21 protein-coding genes, 1 other RNA gene and 1 pseudogene are annotated in these 17,682 nt (G+C 42.5%); 17 read left to right on the forward strand and 6 right to left on the reverse strand.

Annotation, left to right across the window (positions count from 1 at the left end):
• The first annotated feature begins 7 nt into the window (after positions 1 to 7).
• On the forward strand, positions 8 to 1,519 hold the full coding sequence (locus CFS60_RS07580) for a gluconokinase (protein ID WP_088825751.1): 1,512 nt from the start codon (positions 8 to 10) through the stop codon (positions 1,517 to 1,519).
• A 343-nt stretch (positions 1,520 to 1,862) separates the two neighbouring features.
• An RNA gene (gene ffs, locus CFS60_RS07585) (signal recognition particle sRNA large type) lies at positions 1,863 to 2,128 on the forward strand.
• Positions 2,129 to 2,181: 53 nt separating this feature from the next.
• Here the strand turns inward: ffs and CFS60_RS07590 are convergent.
• On the reverse strand, positions 2,182 to 2,553 hold the full coding sequence (locus CFS60_RS07590; protein ID WP_088825777.1) for a DUF4180 domain-containing protein: 372 nt from the start codon (positions 2,551 to 2,553) through the stop codon (positions 2,182 to 2,184).
• A gap of 147 nt (positions 2,554 to 2,700) precedes the next feature.
• On the opposite strand from CFS60_RS07590, the gene CFS60_RS07595 reads away from it, so the two are divergent.
• Positions 2,701 to 3,360 carry a hypothetical protein gene (locus tag CFS60_RS07595; RefSeq protein WP_088810163.1) on the forward strand — a complete coding sequence of 220 codons (660 nt, stop codon included), beginning with the start codon at positions 2,701 to 2,703 and terminating at the stop codon, positions 3,358 to 3,360.
• A 46-nt stretch (positions 3,361 to 3,406) separates the two neighbouring features.
• Here CFS60_RS07595 and CFS60_RS13930 read toward each other — a convergent pair whose 3' ends face one another.
• On the reverse strand, positions 3,407 to 3,562 hold the full coding sequence (locus CFS60_RS13930; RefSeq protein ID WP_162859624.1) for a hypothetical protein: 156 nt from the start codon (positions 3,560 to 3,562) through the stop codon (positions 3,407 to 3,409).
• Positions 3,563 to 3,954: 392 nt separating this feature from the next.
• Between CFS60_RS13930 and CFS60_RS07605 the strand changes: the two genes are divergently transcribed.
• From CFS60_RS07605 to CFS60_RS07645, 9 genes are all read left to right on the forward strand, one after another.
• Positions 3,955 to 5,319 carry a PTS sugar transporter subunit IIC gene (locus tag CFS60_RS07605; protein ID WP_088810165.1) on the forward strand — a complete coding sequence of 455 codons (1,365 nt, stop codon included), beginning with the start codon at positions 3,955 to 3,957 and terminating at the stop codon, positions 5,317 to 5,319.
• Positions 5,320 to 5,461: 142 nt separating this feature from the next.
• The gene (locus CFS60_RS07610) at positions 5,462 to 5,683 is read left to right on the forward strand and encodes a hypothetical protein (RefSeq protein WP_088839043.1); all 222 of its coding nucleotides are present in this window, start codon (positions 5,462 to 5,464) and stop codon (positions 5,681 to 5,683) included.
• A gap of 3 nt (positions 5,684 to 5,686) precedes the next feature.
• Positions 5,687 to 5,887, forward strand: a complete 201-nt coding sequence (locus tag CFS60_RS07615; RefSeq protein ID WP_088810166.1) for a DUF3188 domain-containing protein — start codon at positions 5,687 to 5,689, stop codon at positions 5,885 to 5,887.
• Positions 5,884 to 6,345 carry a DUF3284 domain-containing protein gene (locus CFS60_RS07620; protein WP_088839044.1) on the forward strand — a complete coding sequence of 154 codons (462 nt, stop codon included), beginning with the start codon at positions 5,884 to 5,886 and terminating at the stop codon, positions 6,343 to 6,345. The genes CFS60_RS07615 and CFS60_RS07620 overlap by 4 nt, the downstream gene beginning before the upstream one ends.
• Before the next feature lie 122 nt (positions 6,346 to 6,467).
• Entirely contained in the window at positions 6,468 to 8,192 is a 1,725-nt protein-coding gene (dnaX, locus tag CFS60_RS07625; RefSeq protein WP_088810168.1) for a DNA polymerase III subunit gamma/tau, read from the forward strand.
• Between the two features lie 29 nt (positions 8,193 to 8,221).
• The gene (locus CFS60_RS07630) at positions 8,222 to 8,539 is read left to right on the forward strand and encodes a YbaB/EbfC family nucleoid-associated protein (protein WP_088810169.1); all 318 of its coding nucleotides are present in this window, start codon (positions 8,222 to 8,224) and stop codon (positions 8,537 to 8,539) included.
• Positions 8,540 to 8,598: 59 nt separating this feature from the next.
• Positions 8,599 to 9,195: a recombination mediator RecR gene (gene recR, locus CFS60_RS07635; protein ID WP_088839045.1), complete on the forward strand. Its 597-nt coding sequence runs from the start codon at positions 8,599 to 8,601 to the stop codon at positions 9,193 to 9,195.
• Positions 9,196 to 9,215: 20 nt separating this feature from the next.
• The gene (locus CFS60_RS07640; RefSeq protein WP_088810171.1) at positions 9,216 to 9,464 is read left to right on the forward strand and encodes a YaaL family protein; all 249 of its coding nucleotides are present in this window, start codon (positions 9,216 to 9,218) and stop codon (positions 9,462 to 9,464) included.
• A 202-nt stretch (positions 9,465 to 9,666) separates the two neighbouring features.
• Positions 9,667 to 10,329, forward strand: a complete 663-nt coding sequence (locus CFS60_RS07645; RefSeq protein WP_088810172.1) for a Crp/Fnr family transcriptional regulator — start codon at positions 9,667 to 9,669, stop codon at positions 10,327 to 10,329.
• Between the two features lie 90 nt (positions 10,330 to 10,419).
• Here CFS60_RS07645 and CFS60_RS07650 read toward each other — a convergent pair whose 3' ends face one another.
• The 4 genes from CFS60_RS07650 to dhaK are packed head-to-tail and all read right to left on the reverse strand — an operon-like array spanning position 10,420 to position 13,270.
• A complete protein-coding gene (locus tag CFS60_RS07650; protein WP_088825749.1) occupies positions 10,420 to 11,274 on the reverse strand; it encodes an aldo/keto reductase in 855 nt (284 codons plus the stop codon).
• A 17-nt stretch (positions 11,275 to 11,291) separates the two neighbouring features.
• Positions 11,292 to 11,666: a dihydroxyacetone kinase phosphoryl donor subunit DhaM gene (gene dhaM, locus CFS60_RS07655; protein WP_088810174.1), complete on the reverse strand. Its 375-nt coding sequence runs from the start codon at positions 11,664 to 11,666 to the stop codon at positions 11,292 to 11,294.
• Positions 11,663 to 12,265 (reverse strand): dihydroxyacetone kinase subunit DhaL, encoded by a 603-nt coding sequence (dhaL, locus tag CFS60_RS07660; protein ID WP_088810175.1) that lies wholly within the window; start codon positions 12,263 to 12,265, stop codon positions 11,663 to 11,665. Before dhaL ends, dhaM begins: the two co-directional genes overlap by 4 nt.
• A gap of 12 nt (positions 12,266 to 12,277) precedes the next feature.
• Complete coding sequence (dhaK, locus tag CFS60_RS07665) at positions 12,278 to 13,270, reverse strand: dihydroxyacetone kinase subunit DhaK (protein ID WP_088815979.1); 993 nt, start codon at positions 13,268 to 13,270, stop codon at positions 12,278 to 12,280.
• A 154-nt stretch (positions 13,271 to 13,424) separates the two neighbouring features.
• Here dhaK and CFS60_RS07670 point away from each other — a divergent pair, with 154 nt between their 5' ends.
• The 5 genes and pseudogenes from CFS60_RS07670 to CFS60_RS07690 all read left to right on the forward strand — a co-directional run.
• Complete coding sequence (locus CFS60_RS07670; protein WP_088825747.1) at positions 13,425 to 14,804, forward strand: aminotransferase class I/II-fold pyridoxal phosphate-dependent enzyme; 1,380 nt, start codon at positions 13,425 to 13,427, stop codon at positions 14,802 to 14,804.
• 38 nt (positions 14,805 to 14,842) lie between these two features.
• Positions 14,843 to 15,466, forward strand: coding sequence for a dTMP kinase (gene tmk / locus CFS60_RS07675; RefSeq protein WP_088815978.1), 624 nt, complete (start codon positions 14,843 to 14,845; stop codon positions 15,464 to 15,466).
• A 102-nt stretch (positions 15,467 to 15,568) separates the two neighbouring features.
• Entirely contained in the window at positions 15,569 to 15,898 is a 330-nt protein-coding gene (locus tag CFS60_RS07680) for a cyclic-di-AMP receptor (protein ID WP_088810179.1), read from the forward strand.
• Between the two features lie 398 nt (positions 15,899 to 16,296).
• Positions 16,297 to 17,181 (forward strand): DUF1672 family protein, encoded by an 885-nt coding sequence (locus tag CFS60_RS07685; protein ID WP_088815977.1) that lies wholly within the window; start codon positions 16,297 to 16,299, stop codon positions 17,179 to 17,181.
• Positions 17,182 to 17,198: 17 nt separating this feature from the next.
• Positions 17,199 to 17,682: pseudogene (locus CFS60_RS07690) on the forward strand (SA1320 family protein); the annotation flags it as partial.

A 17,682-nucleotide genomic window follows, 5' to 3' on the forward strand; every position in this document is an offset into this window, starting at 1 on the left:
GGATAAAATGAGCGAGTTTTTTATGGGCGTTGATATTGGCACGACAAGTACAAAGGCGGTTCTTTTTGATGAAAACGGGAGCCAAGTGACGCGCTATGCAGTGCATTACAATTTGGCGACCGACGTTTCGGGCAAGGCCGAGCAAAATCCCGATGAAATCTTTGAGGCCGTCAAAAAGGCCATTTGGATGGTCATGTCGGCGAGTCGGATTGGGCAAGATGAACTTGCCGCCATCTCATTCAGTGCGGCGATGCACAGTTTGATTTTGGTCGACAAAACCGGTTCGCCGCTCACAAATTGCATCACTTGGGCGGACAGCCGTAGCAGTGCGGCGCTTGAAACGGCCAAACGCCATTACTATCTCGAAGGCATTTACGAAAAAACTGGCACGCCGATTCACCCAATGAGTCCGTTTGCAAAATTGATATGGCTTTCCGAAACGGCACCCGAAAAAATGGCGGCCATGCACATGGCGTGCGGAATTAAGAGCTATGTTTTATACAAAATGTTCGGCAAATGGCTAATTGATGCGTCGCTCGCGTCCGCTTCCGGGCTCTACAACACGAAAGCCGGCTGCTATGAAAAATCGGCGCTTGAAATCGCGCAGCTCTCGCAAAACAAACTCCCGACCGTTGTCTCCGAACTGCACCAACTGAGCGGCCTCAGCACCGAACTCGCAAGCGAAATGGGCATTGCCCCGGGCACCATTTTTGTCGTCGGCGCAAGCGACGGAGCCCTTGCAAATTTAGGCCTCCAAGCGACAGCTCCGAATGATGTTACCGTAACAGTAGGTACAAGCGGCGCCGTCCGCAAAACGACCACGACCTTCCAAACAGACGGCAGAAGCCGCACGTTTTGTTACCGCCTAACAGACGGCCTTTTCATTCAAGGTGGCGCTGTGAACAACGGCGGCAAGGCCATCGAATGGGCGATGGAGCAGTTTGCGCCCCAAGATGTGCGTGAAAATCGTGATTACGTGAAGCTCATGCAAAACGCAGCCGAAGTGCCACTAGGGTCTAATGGACTTTTGTTTCTGCCGTATTTGCTCGGGGAACGCGCACCTTACTGGACAAGTGATATTCGCGCGGCCTTTTTGGGCATCACCATCAACCACACGCCGCCTGAATTCCTCCGCGCAGCCATCGAAGGCGTTGCGCTAAATTTGGCGAGCGTTTATTCCTCTATGGGGGAAAAAGGGGATGTGGTGTATGTTTCAGGCGGTATCGCCGCGCACACGTTTTGGTGCAGCTTGCTCGCGGACATTTTAAATCGCGAAGTACGCGTAACCCACACGATCGAGGGTTCAAGCCTCGGCGCCGCGCTACTCGCAATGAAATCCCTTGGCAGGCGGACCAGTTTTACGTTACCCAAAAAGCCAGCTATAAAAGCCGTTTACAGGCCGAATGTGGAGCGCGCAAAAGCATATGCAGAACTCCATAAAATCTTCGAACTAGCGACCGTACAGCTAACCGGAATCAACAAACAACTAATTGATTGGCAAAAAAATGTTACAAAATAAAATTTCAGGGGAATAGTTCAGTAATAAAGAAAAAAGGGGTTTTTACGATGAACAAAAAAATTGTATGGATCGCCCTCGTTCTAGTCGGCATTTGTCTACTCGGAACGCTTATCGCGACACTCGTAAGCATCTATTTAGTATGATTTTTAAGATAATCTGGCTTGCAAAAGCAAGCCAGATTATCTTTTGGTTTTCCTTGGCGATTTTAGCGTGCCTAAATTTATCAGTCGCAAGGTTGATTTTTACTAGAACGCGCGATTTTACTTGCACTTTTTAACTAAAAAAGATAAACTAATGTTTGAGCCTTTTAAATCAGGGTTCATTCATTTTGGTAGCAAATTTGCCGTGCTAGACGGGGAGATAGCGGCGCCCTGTAACCCGCAATCCGCTCTAGCGGGGTTGAATTCCCAAATTGAGGCCTATACCTGTCTGGTCTGCCGCCAGCAAGTGGTGTTGACGATTGGGTCTTGCGCAATGGAAGCCTGTGAACCATGTCAGGTCCGGAAGGAAGCAGCATTAAGCAGTGCCTTTTATGTGCCGCAAGGTTGCCTGGTCTGAGCTAACGACTGACGTAACGCAGGTGGTTGTATGTCGAACTTGGGTGCACGGCGTTAAATTTTAAATACGAACTCTCTTTTGTATAAAAGAGGGTTTTTTCATGTTCAAATTGCATCTCCGCACAGCTTCTCCAAAGCTTCCGCCTCATTTTGAGCAAAGAAAATTGCATCCCCCGCATTGCTTTCGCGCATAAAATCTTGCAGTGCCTTGCTACGATAAACCGAGAAATCGCCCACAATTGCAAGCTTCGTCTGATAAGTGACAAACTTTTGAAGTACCTCACCAGCAAGTCCGCTTCGCAAATCAAAGAAACGCTCATCAAATGCCTCTTTATTTAAAGCAATTCGTGTGCAGTCATTTTCGTATTGCACAGTCATAATTACATCGAGAGCGGTCTCGACGCTCGATATGATAACCTTGTCATGATGTATAATTGCACAGCGTAGCCCATTTTCTATTACAAATTTCGTATTCATTGGAATTCCTCGCTTATTTTTTATATTCATTGTAACACGACGTCATTAAAGTTTCGCAACTCCTTTTTTTAAATAAAAAAGTGAAAAAGCAATGTAAAACTGTTACAATATTAGTATGACGTAACTAGATAAAGAAGGATGAAAAGTATGCAACACATCAAAAAACGAAAGAACATTATCATTTTAAGTATTTTAGCTGTTATTGTGGCCGTTTTAGCCATTCTAAGTATTATTTTTGGTGTCTTTCAAAGGCAAGAAGTGCTTGATAAATATGATGTAGCCTATGAAATAAACGGAAAGTTATATGAGGTTTTCCCGATTTCTTCAACGGACATTGGCGTGGATAAAAAGAAAGAGGATAAGCATTTATATTTTCGCGTAAATAGCTACTACAATCTTGAATACTTATTCCGCATCGCGTATAAACAGTACGAGCTAAACGAACCTTCACTTGATAAAAACTACGCGGGAAAGCTCGATTACAGTATTGCGGATAACGCGTATGTCACGCAAGAAGATGTATATCGGACGAAAGACGATATGTACGCCGTTTATTCTTTTCATGATAAAAACGGGAAAGAAATCTACAAGTATGACCCGGAAGAAACATCGTCCGATAAATTTGTTACCCGAATCAAACCAACCATTTTGCAAGGCTATGAAAAAAGCGACATTTCGAGCTATGACGACTTTTTAGATATCACCGCGCTATTTAAAGAGAAACTGAACAAAAACGTAAAAGTCCGTGTTGATGATGCGAAAAACATGGTAATATTTTCAATTGAAGATGAAAAAAATGTAGACTAATTAAAAAACCTCAAAAGTTAGATTTTATTCTAACTTTTGAGGTTTTTTAATTAGACTTGTCTTTTTCAGTCTCTTTTTTATCTTCGTCACGCTTCAACTTCGGTAATTCCTTTAAATCATCTGGAAAAATAATCGAATAATCACCGCGCTTGATGACTTTACTGTTACGGCTTTCTTCGGGCATATCAGATTTAAGAGCCACGTTCATCACCTCGTTTTTATAGATTTAGTATAGCACGAAATAAGGAATTCATAAATAAAAAGGAGGTCTTTTTGTGAAAAATCACGCAATTGCGTGTAAGCGGTTTCTTGGTTTACACGCTTCTTAAAAATGTGTGTAAATAAAAGAAAGTGTCTATTTTGAGGTTTTTTAGTTCGTTTTGCATACAAAAAAGTTGGCACATAAATTGCTATATAAATTAGTGTATCCATGAAAGCCTTATCATGAAACAGAGAGGAGGACTCCCGAATTTCGCAAGGCTTGAGTTGGAGGTCGTCTAATAATCAAAATAGATTCAGAGGGAGTTAGGTTAAAAGGTTAGCACATTATTTTGTTAATAGGCGAATCATTTTTGTACTAAAGGGAGGATTAAGATGAACGGATTAACAGCATTTTTAGAGAAATATTTTGTTCCAGTTGCAGCCAAAATTGGTTCGCAAAAGCACTTAGTTGCGTTACGTGATGCGTTTATTTCGACAATGCCAATTACGATGGCGGGGTCGATTGCAGTACTTTTAAATGCATTTTTTAGGGATTTTCCAACAGATTGGGGCTGGACAGGCTTTGTTGAAGCCATGCAACCACTAATTGGGATTAATGGATATGTTTATAATGGGACTCTAGCAATTGTATCGATTATTTTTGCATTCTCGTTAGGTTATAATTTATCAAAAGTTTACGAAGTAGATCGTCTTGCAGGGGGCTTAGTTTCCTTAGCTGCCTTTGTTATGAACTTAACAGTAACAATTAGCTTAGACGCTGTTAAAGCTGCAATTACTGCAGCTAATGCTGATTTTGATATTAGTAGCTTACCAAAAGAGTTTACAGGTATTTATGGATTCTTTAATATGGGACAAGTAAATGGAACGGGTCTATTTACTGCCATGATTTTTGGTTTTATTTCAACGATTATCTACGCTAAATTAATGCGTCGTAAAATTACAATTAAAATGCCGGATTCAGTTCCGCCAGCTGTAAGTAAAGCGTTTGCTGCGATTATTCCAGCACTTGTTGCACTTTATGTTGTGGCAATTATTGATTGGGCATTCTTCAAAATTACAAATATGGATGTTATTTCTTGGATTTCTAAAACAATTCAAGAACCTCTACTTGATCTTTCACAAGGTTACGGGGCTGTCTTACTAATTACTTTCTTAGTGCAACTACTTTGGTTCTTTGGTATTCACGGGCCAAACGTACTTGCGCCAGTATTAGAATCCTTATGGGGAACAGCTCAACTTCAAAATATTGCGGCTGCGCAGGAAAAAGTGGCGCTACCGTTTGATTGGGTTCGTGGTTCCTTTGATGCTTACGTATGGATGGGTGGTTCTGGTGGTACAATCGTACTTATCATCGCTCTTCTTATGTTCTCGAAACGTGCGGATTCTCGTACAGTAGCAAAACTATCACTCGGCCCTGGTATTTTTAATATTAATGAACCAATTATGTTTGGTTTGCCGATTGTTTTAAATACAATTTACTTAATCCCATTCATTATTGCGCCAATGATTATGGTTACTGTCGCTTACTTTGCAACAACACTAGGACTGGTCGGTCCAGTTAAAATAGCAGTTGTTTGGGTAATGCCGCCACTTCTAAACTCGTTCTTGGCAACAGGGGGAGATTGGATGGCTCCGGTCATATCATTAGTCAATATGATAATAGCCTTCCTCATTTGGGTACCGTTTGTTATCACAGCAAACCGTGTAGGTGTCCCGGAAGAAGAAATGAAAGAGTAAAATTGTTTCTGGCTGGGAGGTCTGAATTGCCCAGCCAGATTATTATGCGTTGTAAAACGCGCCGAAAAACAAATTTAGTTAAGGTTTCTTATTGCAACGTGAAACGCTTAACGTTAAAATATTACTTGAGGAGGTTTTCAAAATGATTATTGTAAATTGTCCAATGAAACGCGATTACGTGACGGAGTTGCTTGAAAATTATAATGAAGATGGTGTGACTTTTAAAAAGGTGAGCGAAGCGGGTATGAAACTTAGCTTTGAAACAAATTTAGAAGATGAAGAAAAAGCAGCACGTATTGCAAAAGATACTATAAAGGCAACGGAATTTGGCGCTGTGCTTTATTTCCAAGTGACTGTGGGTTAAGATATGAAAATTGCTAATGGTTTATTTATCATGAGTATTGGGCTTTTGATCATTATGTTAAGCCCTTCTTATGGGAAAAACGGGGCAGCGAATGTGCCGTTTATGGTTACTGGCTTGGTCATTGTTTTAATTGGGGTCGTTCTTGTCTTCATAAAAGTGAAAAAAGGGAAAAAGAATGATGGACAAGGAGGAGATAAGAAATGAATATCTCGCAAAAATTATATATTTCGCAAAAAGAATGTTTTGATGCCATTATAAAATCTGTTATTTATGATATAAAACAATCAACTGGAAAAAGTAAGCAAATGCGCCAGTTGGAAGGGTTCTCTTACCAACGAGATATGTCAAATGGTGCTCGTGCAACGATTGCAATTACGGAAGTGAAGCCGTATGAGCAATACGTATTTGAAACAAAGAGCCGTGTGAATACGCATATTACAACGTATGCCATTAAAGCGACAAGTGAAGGCACATGTGAAGCTTCATATCATGAGAAAATTGAGGCGGAAGGTACTGTGCAAAAGCTAAATAATATGATCGTTGGTTTCTTGTTTGGGATTTTTAGAAGGAAACGTGCGAAAAACTTATTAAAAGCAATTGAACTTTCGGTTATTAACGAAAGTAAAGCAAAGAAACAAAATGCCGCATCGAATGCTGAATAAAAAACTTGGAAGGTGTCCAGCCGTTTGGACGCCTTTTTAGGTGAAAGGGAGAAGTTTACTCTTAACAAAATAGTCCGAAGTAAGCTATAATAAAACTACTAAGGTTTAGAGGAGAGTGAAGGATGGCATATCAGGCATTATATCGTGTTTTTCGGCCGCAGTCGTTTGATGATGTTGTCGGGCAAAGTCATGTCACTAAAACACTTCAAAACGCAATCACTCAAAACAAAACATCACATGCTTACTTATTTAGTGGACCTCGGGGAACTGGGAAAACAAGTGCAGCGAAGATTTTTGCGAAAGCAATCAATTGCGAAAATAGCACAGATGGTGAGCCATGTAATGAATGTGATATTTGCAAAGGGATTACAGATGGATCAAATCCAGACGTTCTGGAAATTGATGCTGCCAGCAATAACGGCGTGGAGGAAATTCGCGATATTCGTGAGAAAGTGAAATACGCGCCAACTGTTTCCAAATATAAAGTATATATTATTGATGAAGTGCACATGTTATCAACCGGCGCTTTTAACGCGCTCCTCAAAACGCTTGAAGAGCCGCCGAAGCATGTCATTTTTATACTTGCAACGACAGAGCCGCATAAGTTGCCGCTGACGATTATTTCTCGGGTACAGCGCTTCGACTTTAAGCGAATTACTACGCAAGACATCGTTCAGCGCATGGCTTTCATTTTAAACGAGGAAAAGATTGCTTTTGATGAAAAGGCGCTAATGATTATCGCACGAGCTGCCGAGGGAGGCATGCGCGACGCACTTAGTTTGCTCGACCAAGTCATTTCCTATGGTTCAGACGAGGTCAGCGTTTCGGATGCGCTTGAAATTACCGGTTCGGTGGCGCAAAATTTATTGACCGATTTAGTTGCGGCGATTTTAAACCAAGATGCGAGTCTGGCGATGGAACGCCTTTCGGGCTTGCTTTCAGAGGGCAAAGACCCCGTTCGATTGGTGGAAGACTTACTTGTTTTCTTCCGTGACATTTTACTTTATCAGAAGGCGCCAAATTTGGAGGAGACGCTTGAACGCGCCGTTCCAGATGAGGCTTTTCAGGAGTTAGCGAAAGCGGCGAATGCAAGCCAAATTTATAAGGGCGTGGAGCTTTTAAATAAGACGACCACGCAAATGCGGTTTTCGAACCACCCGGGAATTTATGTGGAAGTTGCCGTAGTGGAGCTGACCCAATTACGGGGCGGGAATCCGATTGTGCAAGGGGAGTCTGGCGCCGATGTTTCTGCCTTACAAAATGAAGTGCGGGAATTGAAGCGGGAGCTAGCCGATGTGAAAAAGCTGCTAGAAAATGGGGTTCGTGCGGATACCACAAACGCGGAGAAAGTTGCCCGACCTAAAAAAGCAGCGATTAACAATTCGAAAAGTTTTAAGGCACCAGTTGGGAAAATTAATCATGTGCTCGATGTCGCGAAAAAGAAAGATTTACAATTGATTCGCGGTTGTTGGGGTGAGCTTTTGTCGATGCTTATGGCGTCCCAAGCGGCACTTTTAAATGATGCTGAGCCAGTTGCTGCGTCAGAAGACACTTTTGTGTTAAAATTTAAGCATGAAATTCATTGTCAAATGGCGATGGACAATCAATCTTTTGTTGAAACGATTGAAACGAGCATTTCAAAATTAACGCAAGTCAATTATAGTTTCATTGGGATACCTGAAATTCAATGGTTTGAAGTGCGTGAAAACTTCTTGAAAACTCATACACCTTCCGAGGAACATGAGTCAGGCGAGGAACTTCCAAAACCTGCGGTGGCGGACACTAATTCATTCGTCGAAGAAGCGGAAAAACTCGTAGGAGCAGATTTACTCGAAATAAAAGAATAAAAATTAAATGATGAAGAGGAGAATTTTTTATGCGTGGAATGGGAAATATGCAAGGTATGATGAAACAAATGCAAAAAATGCAAAAGGATATGGCGAAAGCCCAAGCGGAATTAGAAGAAATGGAATTCACTGGCACGGCTGGTGGGGAAATGGTCGCTGTCAAAATGAGCGGCAAACGCCAAGTGCTAGATATTGTCATTAAAGAAGAAGTGGTGGATCCAGAAGACGTGGAAATGCTACAAGACCTTGTATTAGCGGCGACAAATGATGCGCTGAAACAAGTGGAAGATACGACTGCTCAAAAAATGGGCAAATTCACACAAGGAATGAATATTCCTGGATTATAAGAGATTAGGCGGCAGAATGTTTGACGTTCTGCCTGCTTTTTTGAAAGTGAGCGATGAAGATGCATTATCCTGAGCCGATAACGAAGCTAATTGATAGTTTCATGAAATTACCAGGCATTGGGCCAAAATCGGCTGCACGCCTTGCTTTTTACGTGCTAGATATGAAAGAAGATGACGTGCTCAGCTTTGCCAAAGCACTCGTTGACGCCAAACGAAACCTGAGTTTTTGCTCGGTTTGTGGGCATATTACGGACACCGATCCGTGCTATATTTGTAAAGATCACTCTCGGGATAAAAGCGTGATTTGCGTCGTGGAAGAGCCACGTGATGTCATTGCAATGGAAAAAATGCGCGACTACCATGGCCAGTATCACGTCTTACACGGAACAATTTCGCCTATGGACGGAGTTGGCCCTGAAGATATCAACATTCCTGACCTCCTGAAGCGCCTACAAAACGAAGAAGTGACGGAGCTTATTTTAGCGACAAATCCAAATGTCGAAGGGGAAGCAACCGCGATGTACATATCACGGCTTGTTAAACCAAGTGGCATTAAAGTGACGCGGATTGCGCACGGTCTTCCTGTTGGTGGCGATTTAGAATATGCTGATGAAGTCACGTTATCAAAAGCATTAGAGGGACGCCGAGAAGTTTAACGAAATTTGAGGTGACGAATATGGAATCAAGAAGCGTTCAGCACGGTAGAAAAAAAAGAAAGAAAATGGGGAAACTGCACAAAGAATATGATGCGTATTTGATGGATTTAATTGAAGCGACGCAAGAAGAATGGCATAAACAAAAAGTTATCTTGCGCAAAAGTTTCAACTATAATGAGCGTTTAGAATATGAAGCAAAAAAGGCGGGCGCCAAATATTTTTACCTCTTTAAAGAGGCAAGACATCGTGGCGTCAGCGGGAAAAAATAAAGTATGCTTAAAGGTTGTAGATGAATAAAATCTGCAGCCTTTTTCATTTAAAAAATATGTAAAATAATACAAGTTTAAACCCAATTGTCACAAAAAGTTCAATAATGTGCCTGTATTTGTGAAATTTAGGTGTATGATTCGTCTATAAAATCATTTAAACTAGGAGAGTTTAAGGGGGGAAGCAAAAAAAGGAGTGAAATAAATGCATGAGTTGATGATGGGGTTATACACAAAAAAAGAAGTGTATGATTACTTTAATGAACTGCAATTAAAAGAATTGTTAACGTCAAACTTACAAGGATCTATGAAAAAAATCCGTATTGATCGAAGCCGAGTTTTGCTTTCAAAAACAGAGAATACAAAAGTTTACTTTATTTTAAGTGGCATTGTGGCGGCACGAAAAGACGGGAATTTGTTATACTTTCGCGGAGAAAATCGTTTTATAGGCCTTGAATCTATTTTATTTAGTGAAGACTCGGAACTTGTGACTTTAAACATTGGAAAAGTGGAATTAATCGAATTTCCAAAAGTAGAGGTTCTTGAATTATTAATGGGACTCCAAGAAGGGTGGCTGTATTGCTATCTAATTAACAAGGACTTAAACCAAGTGCTGATGAGAAATTATAGTAACTTTCAGGCAAAGCCGTACGAACGCAGCAAACAGATGTTAACCGATTTAGCCAAAGAGTTTGGCGGCTCAAGTGAGCTTAGTGTGGTTTTGCCAAAACAGTTTACTTTAACCATATTAACGAACTACTTAGGGATTAGTTACGTCACCATGAGAAAAATTTTAGAAATCCTTCGAGACGAAAACTTTATTGTAGATTCCGGAAAACGCAAAGAAATTAGAATACAAGCGGATTGACAAAACAAGTTTTAGTGTAAAAAATCGAGAAACATTTCCAGTGTTAGGAATGATTTCTCGATTTTTTTCATATAATCTTCAGGGGTACTATCATAGCCCAAACGGCTTTTCCGTACGGACATAAACAACATCGGGCGCGCTACTCACACGTTCGCCGCGGTTTAATTTGTTAATAATAATCATTTCTTCACGGGTTAAAGCAAAGTCATAAATGTCCGCGTTCTCGCGAATTCGATTAGGGTGTTCGGACTTTGGAATGATGGCGTTGTCATTTTGAAGGTGCCAACGTAAGACGACTTGGGCGGGCGTCTTATTGTACCGCTTGCCAATTTTTTTAAGCTCGCCGTCTTTTAAAACTTGGCCTCTTCCGAGCGGGCTGAAGGCCTGATGCGCTATATGTAACTCATCTAAGTAATGATGCAGCAACTTATTCGGGAAGTAAGGGTGGGTTTCGAGTTGGTCGACAGCCGGCAGAACATTGGCTTTGGTGAGGAGGCGGTCAAGATGGTGCGCCTCAAAATTAGAAACGCCAATTGCGCGAACAAAACCTTCATCATAGAGCTTTTCAAGCGCCTTCCAAGTTTCGAAAAAGGTTTCTTGTTTGGGCCAGTGCACTAAATATAAATCGATTTGGTCGAGCCGCAACTTTTTCCGGGACGCTTCAAAAGCTTTCAGCGTCTCATCGTAGCCCTGATCGGTGTTCCACACTTTCGTCGTAACAAAGAAGTCCTCCCTTTTTAACCCCGAAGAATGAAAGAAATCACCCATAAACTGCTCATTTTGGTAGAAAGCCGCAGTGTCAAAAAGGCGGTAATCGGCCTTCGCCGCGGCTTCGAGGGAGTTCCGCAATTCAAATTCGTCGGTAATCTTGTAAACACCAAACCCGTGCTTGGGCATTAAAACGCCATTATTTAGCTGGATTTGGTCAGAAAACGACTTGGTCATGTTATCTCCTCCTCGCCTTATTTCATTTCAATCGATTTTAAGTTTTTAGAAATGACGTCTGGCTTTTCGTCAATTTGGATTTGTGCGGCCGTAGCATAGACGCCTTCCAAAAGGGGAGCATCAAATAAAATGATTTCTTTGTCTGAAAGTTCGCTGACCGTTTCAATATTCATTTTTGCGCTGCCGAGGTCGTAAAACGCGTACACTTTATCGGCTTCATTTTGTTCGAAAGCGTCATTTACTTTATCAAAACTCGTGCCGATACCGCCGTCATCCGTTCCGCCGGCATAGGTGATGCAAACGTCATGCGCCACTTGGCTTGCAATATCAAATACACCTTTTGCAACATCGGCCGAGTGCGAAATAATCACAATTCCGTAAGGCTTCTTCATTTAGTTACCTCCTCGCTTTTTAAAAGGGATGCAAATAGTATGGCGGACGAATACGCACCGGGATCGAGATGCCCAATGGAACGCTCCCCTAGGTACGAGGCGCGACCTTTTGTGGCTTTCATGTCTTTTGTTTTTTCTAGGGCCGTCTGAATCGCGTCATTTGAAAATTCACCTTGTCGCATGACGCGGATAACGGGCTCCCAAACATCAATCATTGTTTTCTCCCCAGCTTGTGATTTTCCGCGGTTTTTAATGCCGTCTAAGCCCGCTTCGAGCGCATCTATGAGCTGTTCTTCGGTGAGGGTGTCAGCGTCAACGGCTTTGCTAATATTTAGAAAGGCGGAGCCGTACAGTGGGCCAGATGCGCCGCCTACTTTGCTGAGTAGTGTCATCGCGGTTGTTTTGAAGACGTCTTTTAAAGTTTCTGGAGGCTTTTTTGCAAAAGCGTTTTTCAGTTCTGTCAGTCCGCGCGCCATATTGATGCCGTGGTCGCCGTCACCGATTGACTGGTCCAAGTCGCTTAAAAGTTGCTTATTTCCAATGATTTGGTCCGAAAAATCAGTTAGCCAATTCATTGCCCAGTTTTTATCATAAGTCATCGTAAGCCCTCCTCATTTCCATGCGATTGTTTGGACAGGCAGATTCAGCATATCCACCCATTTTTCATCTTCTAGTTTTAAAATCGTAAGCGATAACCCCGCCATCTCAAGCGAAGTCATGTAGTCGCCAACAAAAGTTTTTTCAACAGTGACATGCGCGTCGCTTAAAAGTTCATGGACATCGTTTGTGAAAATGTATTGTTCCATTAGTGGCGTTCCGCCCATCCCGTTCACAAGCACGACGACCTTATCTCCCGATATGAAATGATGCTCCTTATTAATGCGGTCAAAAAGCTGTTTCGCGAGCTCTTTTGACGACATAATTTTTTCGCGGCTAAAACCAGGCTCACCATGAATGCCAATGCCTAGTTCGATTTCATCGTCGGAAAGCTCAAAACCAGGATGCCCAACCTCTGGAACTGTACAAGGTGTCAAGGCTACGCCAATCGTCTTAGTCGCTTTCACCACTTTTTCACCAAGCGCTTTTAGTTCCTGCAAACTCGCCCCAGCTTCCGCCGCCGCCCCGACAATTTTATGCACGAACACGGTTCCAGCTACGCCGCGCCGTCCAGTCGTGAAGGTGCTATCTTCTACAGAAATATCATCGTCAATAATAATTTGATCCACTTCGATATCGTCCATTTCGGCAAGTTCTTTCGCCATGTCAAAATTCATTACATCGCCCGTATAGTTTTTAACAATTAAGAGCACGCCTTTTCCTTGATCGGCCGCTTTAATGCCTTCATGAATTTGGTCAGGTGTTGGGGAAGTGAAAACATCGCCGCAAACGGCCGCAGAAAGCATACCTTGCCCAACATAACCCGCATGCGCAGGTTCATGGCCCGAACCGCCGCCACTCACAAGGCCGACTTTGTTAGGTCGCTTGTCCTTTCTCGCGATAACCCGCGTATCTGGAACACGTTCGATTAAATCTGGATGCGCTTTCACAAGGCCTTCTACCATTTGCTCGACAACTTGATCCGTGCTATTGATAATTTTTTTCATGAAAAAAACCTCCTCCAAATTTTCCTACAGTTAAAAATTTCCCTTTGCCCGTCTTGTTAAACTCTATTATAATATGTTTTTTATGTAAACGCTTAACAAGAAGCATTCTGTTTATAAAAATGCTACAATAATGATTGGAAAAGGAGGCGTCGAAATGGCTAGTCAGGAAGAGGTTCCGTTATTTTCAAAAATGGAAGAACATGTACGTCAAAATCCACTTTCGTTTCACGTGCCGGGTCATAAAAATGGCATTTTGTCTGAACTTAAATGGCAAGACATGCTGAAATATGATTTGACGGAAATAAGCGGATTAGACGATTTGCACCACCCGGAAGGAGCAATTCGGGAAGCGGAAGCGTTATTAAGTTCGGCGTACGGCGCAAGCAAGAGTTTTTTTCTAGTTGGCGGCTCCACCAGTGGGAACTTAGCGATGATACTTGCTGCAGTTCGCCGCGGTGAGCGCGTTTTAGTGACTCGTGATGCGCATAAGTCGGTCGTGCATGCTTTGGAACTTGCGGGAGCTCGGCCTGTTTTTTTAAACACAAAAAAAGATGTTTTGACTGGCGTTTCAAATGGCGTAGACGTGGCGACACTTGAACAGGCGTTTCGCGAGTATCCGGACATTGTGGCAGCCGTTTTGACGTATCCGAGCTACTACGGTACGACGTTTGATTTGGCGCGTGTGGCACAAGTGATTCATCATTTTGGGGCGCTCGTTTTGGTTGACGAGGCGCACGGGGCGCATTTTGCTGCAAGTGATGCTTTTCCGCGTGATGCGCTTAGATGCGGGGCGGACGCGGTCGTGCAGTCGGCGCATAAGACACTCCCGGCGATGACAATGGGCGCTTTCCTACATATTAATTCGGATTCCGCGCGGCTCGCACGCATTCGCCACTACCTCCAAATCGTGCAAACAAGCAGCCCTTCCTACCTTGTGATGGCTTCGCTTGATTTGGCGCGCCGCTTCATGGCCATGTATTCGGACGATGATTTTCAAGCTTTTTGGAAAATGCGCGCCAAATGGGTCGACTACTTGGAAGATGCAGGCTTCACCGTTTTGCTCCCAGACGATCCGTTAAAGCTGGTCGTTCGGAAAAACGGGTATTCAGGACACGAAATTGCACGGCATTTTGAGGCGCACGACTACTATCCTGAACTGGCGGACGACCGCCAAATGCTGCTGATTTTGCCGCTCACACGGAGCGGAACGCAGTTTGCACCAACTAGGGAATTGCGGGCAATCAAGGCGCCAAAAGGGGAAACGAGGCCAATTGAATTTGCCACGCCAAAACTTTCAGAGCTGGCACTATCCTATACGGAAATGGCCGAACTGGATAGCGTTCTTGTGGCATTAGACGAAGCGGTGCATGCCGTCGCCGCAGAAAACATTTCGGTGTATCCGCCTGGGATTCCTTTCGTCCTTCGCGGAGAAAAACTGACGGAAGCGCACATTGCTTTTTTGAAAGCCACATCTGGCGTACATTTCCACGGAGGAGAGCACTTAAAAGACGGCAAAATTGCAGTGTATTTATGATATAATCGAAAAGAGACTTGCTTGAAGGAGAGGAAACGATGGGGTTATTTATTACGCTTGAAGGGCCGGACGGTTCGGGAAAGACGACAACGATGCGTTTATTAGAAGAAAAAATGCGACTTGCGGGCATTGACTTTATCAAAACGCGTGAGCCGGGCGGCAGTCCGATTTCCGAAAAGGTTCGGGAAATTGTGCTTGGAATTGGGAATGAGGAAATGGATTCGCGGACGGAGGCACTTCTTATCGCAGGTGCTAGACGCCAGCATGTTGTTGAAAAAATTCGACCAGCACTTCAGGCGGGAAAAACGGTGCTTTGTGACCGGTTTATTGATAGCTCGCTTGCTTACCAAGGCGCCGGACGTGGTATAGGTATACAAGAAGTACTTAGTATCAATTTGTTCGCAGTTGGCGAAACGTTACCTGACATGACTTTTTATTTGGACGTAGATGCGGCGACAGGGTTAGAACGGATTGCGGCAAGTCGCGGGCGCGAAATTAATCGGCTTGACAAGGAAGATATTAGCTTCCACGATAAGGTTCAAAAAGGCTATGAAGAAATTATCGCGATGTTTCCAGAACGCATCATTCGAATTGACGCAAATCGCACGCCAGAAGAGATTACAGATGAAATTATCGCGCATATTTTAAAACGGCTAAACTGACACTGCGTGTGAGGTATTCACTAGGCGAGGAAAGCAAAAAAATGAGTCTAGGCGGATATTTTTGCTATAATTAAAAAAAGCTCTTTGAAGGAGATGAAAAAAATGAAATTAATTTTCGCTATTGTTCAAGACCAGGATAGCAATCGTCTGTCTGATGCTTTGATGAAAGATAATTTTGGTGCAACAAAGCTTGCGACAACAGGTGGCTTTTTGAAAGCGGGGAATACGACGTTCATCATCGGTGTGGAAGACGACCGTGTGGACGATGCACTCGATATTATCCGCGAAAATTGCAAGGCGCGCGAACAAATGATGACACCATCTGCCTCACTCGGCGTAACGGTTGACACCTATGTCCCTTACCCAATTGAAGTCCAAGTTGGCGGGGCGACAGTGTTTGTGATGCCAGTTGAAAGTTTCCATCATTTTTAGAGTGAAAAAGAGTAGCTGCGTGAGCGAATCCCCAAAAGTTAGACTAAAAATCTAACTCCTGGGGATCGCAACAAAGTTCCTCTTTTTTTATGTCTTTTTTTCTAAAAAATTCATAAAATCTACACAAACAATAAAAAAGTAACATGCTCTATTAAAATTGTAAGAAAAATACATAAACTGGAGATGAGTTTCAATTAGAATGCCCTGCCTGAATTGCGCGACCTTATGGCAAAAGCGTACGTGAGATGGAGGTTGTTATAACGCTACAAACACAAGAACGGCTAGTGTGGGAGAAGAGCAAGACCGACAAAATTGGGGGTTTTAATTTTAAAAGAGAGTTTCTTGTTGTATACTATAAGAGGTGTTTTTTTATATAAATAGAGAAAAGGGGTGTAACCATGAACGGGAAAAAAATAGCGATTTCCATTATTGGTTTATCAATTTTACTAGGAGGTTGTTCATTTATGGGGCAGTCAGATGAAAAAGAAAAGAAAATAGACGACGGGACAACACCTGTTGCGGAGTATAAAGGACAAGGATTTATTTTCGTTGATGGCGACAAGTCTAAAGAAATTGTCGAAAAGAACGAAGCAGAAATTAAAAAGCGAGCCATCGCATATATGAAAGATACATATAAAACTGATGTTAAAGTGAATAATGTTGTACCTGCAAGAGATGCGGCGGTTGTCATGGTCGAAGCAGAAGACCCGATAGAGTTCCATACTTCTGTGATTGTCGGGCTTGATATGCAGAAAAAGAAACTTGATCCACCGGATTTTGTTCGCTCGGAAGATGGTGTAGTTGAGTCCGCAATTGTAAGTGGCTTGTATGCAAAAGCTTATGAGGCAGAATTTAAAAGATTGGATTTATTTGCCGAAAAAGAAGCGGAAAAGTATAATTTACAAGGTTTGAACCAAGAAACTATAGATAAGACACAAGCATCAGGGTATCAACACTCGTATTATTTTATTCCGACAAGTATTGCTTTTGATGATGCCTACAATGCTTATATAAGTAATCCTGAAATCAATCCGACCGAGATACGCGAGCTATTTCTTAAGGAAGATGAAAATTTTAAAAACGTACATGTTGCTCTTCAATTTTATAGCAAAAGTGACGGACTACCCAAACAAGAAAAGGCGGATAAAATTGCCGAAGACTTAAAAAAAGAAGTTGGACTGCCGAAAGCTGTTTATACGATAGATATTTATAAAAACTTTATTGTTGACCGGGTGGGACTTCCTGATGGTGAAAATATCAGTGTTGAAGATATTCAAAAATAGAGAAAGGGGAGGTTGAATTGCTGACAGCAGAAAAGTTGAAAACATCTGATCTGGATATTATAGAACTAAGTGGGAGAGTGGTCTACGAAGAGCCACATGAAAGACAATATATAGATATAAACGGAGAAAAAAGAGCGTACTTGGTTAAAGAAGGTGTGTATAACACGAAATCCGGACTAGATTACATGATTGTCGAAAATACGAAAACGGGTGAAGTCGGCATGATTTTCCAAGGAACACAAGGTCAAAAAGACGGTGGTCGGGATATTATTACCGATGCCACGCTTCCTGGAAATATTCCGGATGATCAACTAAAAGCAGCGGATAAAGCCTACAAGAAAATGAGTAAAAAATATGACATTAAATACGTTGGAGGAAACTCTTTAGGGGGCGGGCTTGGGAATTATGTCGCGTCAAACAATGAGGTGAAAAGTGTAACCTATAATCCTGCGATTTTGCCTGATGGCAAATATTCACAAAAGAATCCTGATATTACCAACT

This window comes from Listeria sp. ILCC792, from assembly GCF_900186135.1.
GTDB lineage: Bacteria > Bacillota > Bacilli > Lactobacillales > Listeriaceae > Listeria > Listeria goaensis.

What these genes read in the sequence shown, in the direction of transcription:
- CFS60_RS07610 (WP_088839043.1), top strand. Translation starts at nt 5,462, where the DNA reads ATGATTATTGTAAATTGTCCAATGAAACGCGATTACGTGACGGAGTTG.
- dhaK (WP_088815979.1), bottom strand. Translation starts at nt 13,270, where the DNA reads ATGAAAAAAATTATCAATAGCACGGATCAAGTTGTCGAGCAAATGGTA.
- CFS60_RS07680 (WP_088810179.1), top strand. Translation starts at nt 15,569, where the DNA reads ATGAAATTAATTTTCGCTATTGTTCAAGACCAGGATAGCAATCGTCTG.
- CFS60_RS07640 (WP_088810171.1), top strand. Translation starts at nt 9,216, where the DNA reads ATGGAATCAAGAAGCGTTCAGCACGGTAGAAAAAAAAGAAAGAAAATG.
- CFS60_RS07630 (WP_088810169.1), top strand. Translation starts at nt 8,222, where the DNA reads ATGCGTGGAATGGGAAATATGCAAGGTATGATGAAACAAATGCAAAAA.
- CFS60_RS07650 (WP_088825749.1), bottom strand. Translation starts at nt 11,274, where the DNA reads ATGACCAAGTCGTTTTCTGACCAAATCCAGCTAAATAATGGCGTTTTA.
- CFS60_RS07595 (WP_088810163.1), top strand. Translation starts at nt 2,701, where the DNA reads ATGCAACACATCAAAAAACGAAAGAACATTATCATTTTAAGTATTTTA.
- CFS60_RS07685 (WP_088815977.1), top strand. Translation starts at nt 16,297, where the DNA reads ATGAACGGGAAAAAAATAGCGATTTCCATTATTGGTTTATCAATTTTA.
- CFS60_RS07645 (WP_088810172.1), top strand. Translation starts at nt 9,667, where the DNA reads ATGCATGAGTTGATGATGGGGTTATACACAAAAAAAGAAGTGTATGAT.
- CFS60_RS07615 (WP_088810166.1), top strand. Translation starts at nt 5,687, where the DNA reads ATGAAAATTGCTAATGGTTTATTTATCATGAGTATTGGGCTTTTGATC.
- CFS60_RS07620 (WP_088839044.1), top strand. Translation starts at nt 5,884, where the DNA reads ATGAATATCTCGCAAAAATTATATATTTCGCAAAAAGAATGTTTTGAT.
- CFS60_RS07590 (WP_088825777.1), bottom strand. Translation starts at nt 2,553, where the DNA reads ATGAATACGAAATTTGTAATAGAAAATGGGCTACGCTGTGCAATTATA.
- dhaM (WP_088810174.1), bottom strand. Translation starts at nt 11,666, where the DNA reads ATGAAGAAGCCTTACGGAATTGTGATTATTTCGCACTCGGCCGATGTT.
- dnaX (WP_088810168.1), top strand. Translation starts at nt 6,468, where the DNA reads ATGGCATATCAGGCATTATATCGTGTTTTTCGGCCGCAGTCGTTTGAT.
- CFS60_RS07670 (WP_088825747.1), top strand. Translation starts at nt 13,425, where the DNA reads ATGGCTAGTCAGGAAGAGGTTCCGTTATTTTCAAAAATGGAAGAACAT.
- CFS60_RS07605 (WP_088810165.1), top strand. Translation starts at nt 3,955, where the DNA reads ATGAACGGATTAACAGCATTTTTAGAGAAATATTTTGTTCCAGTTGCA.
- CFS60_RS07580 (WP_088825751.1), top strand. Translation starts at nt 8, where the DNA reads ATGAGCGAGTTTTTTATGGGCGTTGATATTGGCACGACAAGTACAAAG.
- dhaL (WP_088810175.1), bottom strand. Translation starts at nt 12,265, where the DNA reads ATGACTTATGATAAAAACTGGGCAATGAATTGGCTAACTGATTTTTCG.
- tmk (WP_088815978.1), top strand. Translation starts at nt 14,843, where the DNA reads ATGGGGTTATTTATTACGCTTGAAGGGCCGGACGGTTCGGGAAAGACG.
- recR (WP_088839045.1), top strand. Translation starts at nt 8,599, where the DNA reads ATGCATTATCCTGAGCCGATAACGAAGCTAATTGATAGTTTCATGAAA.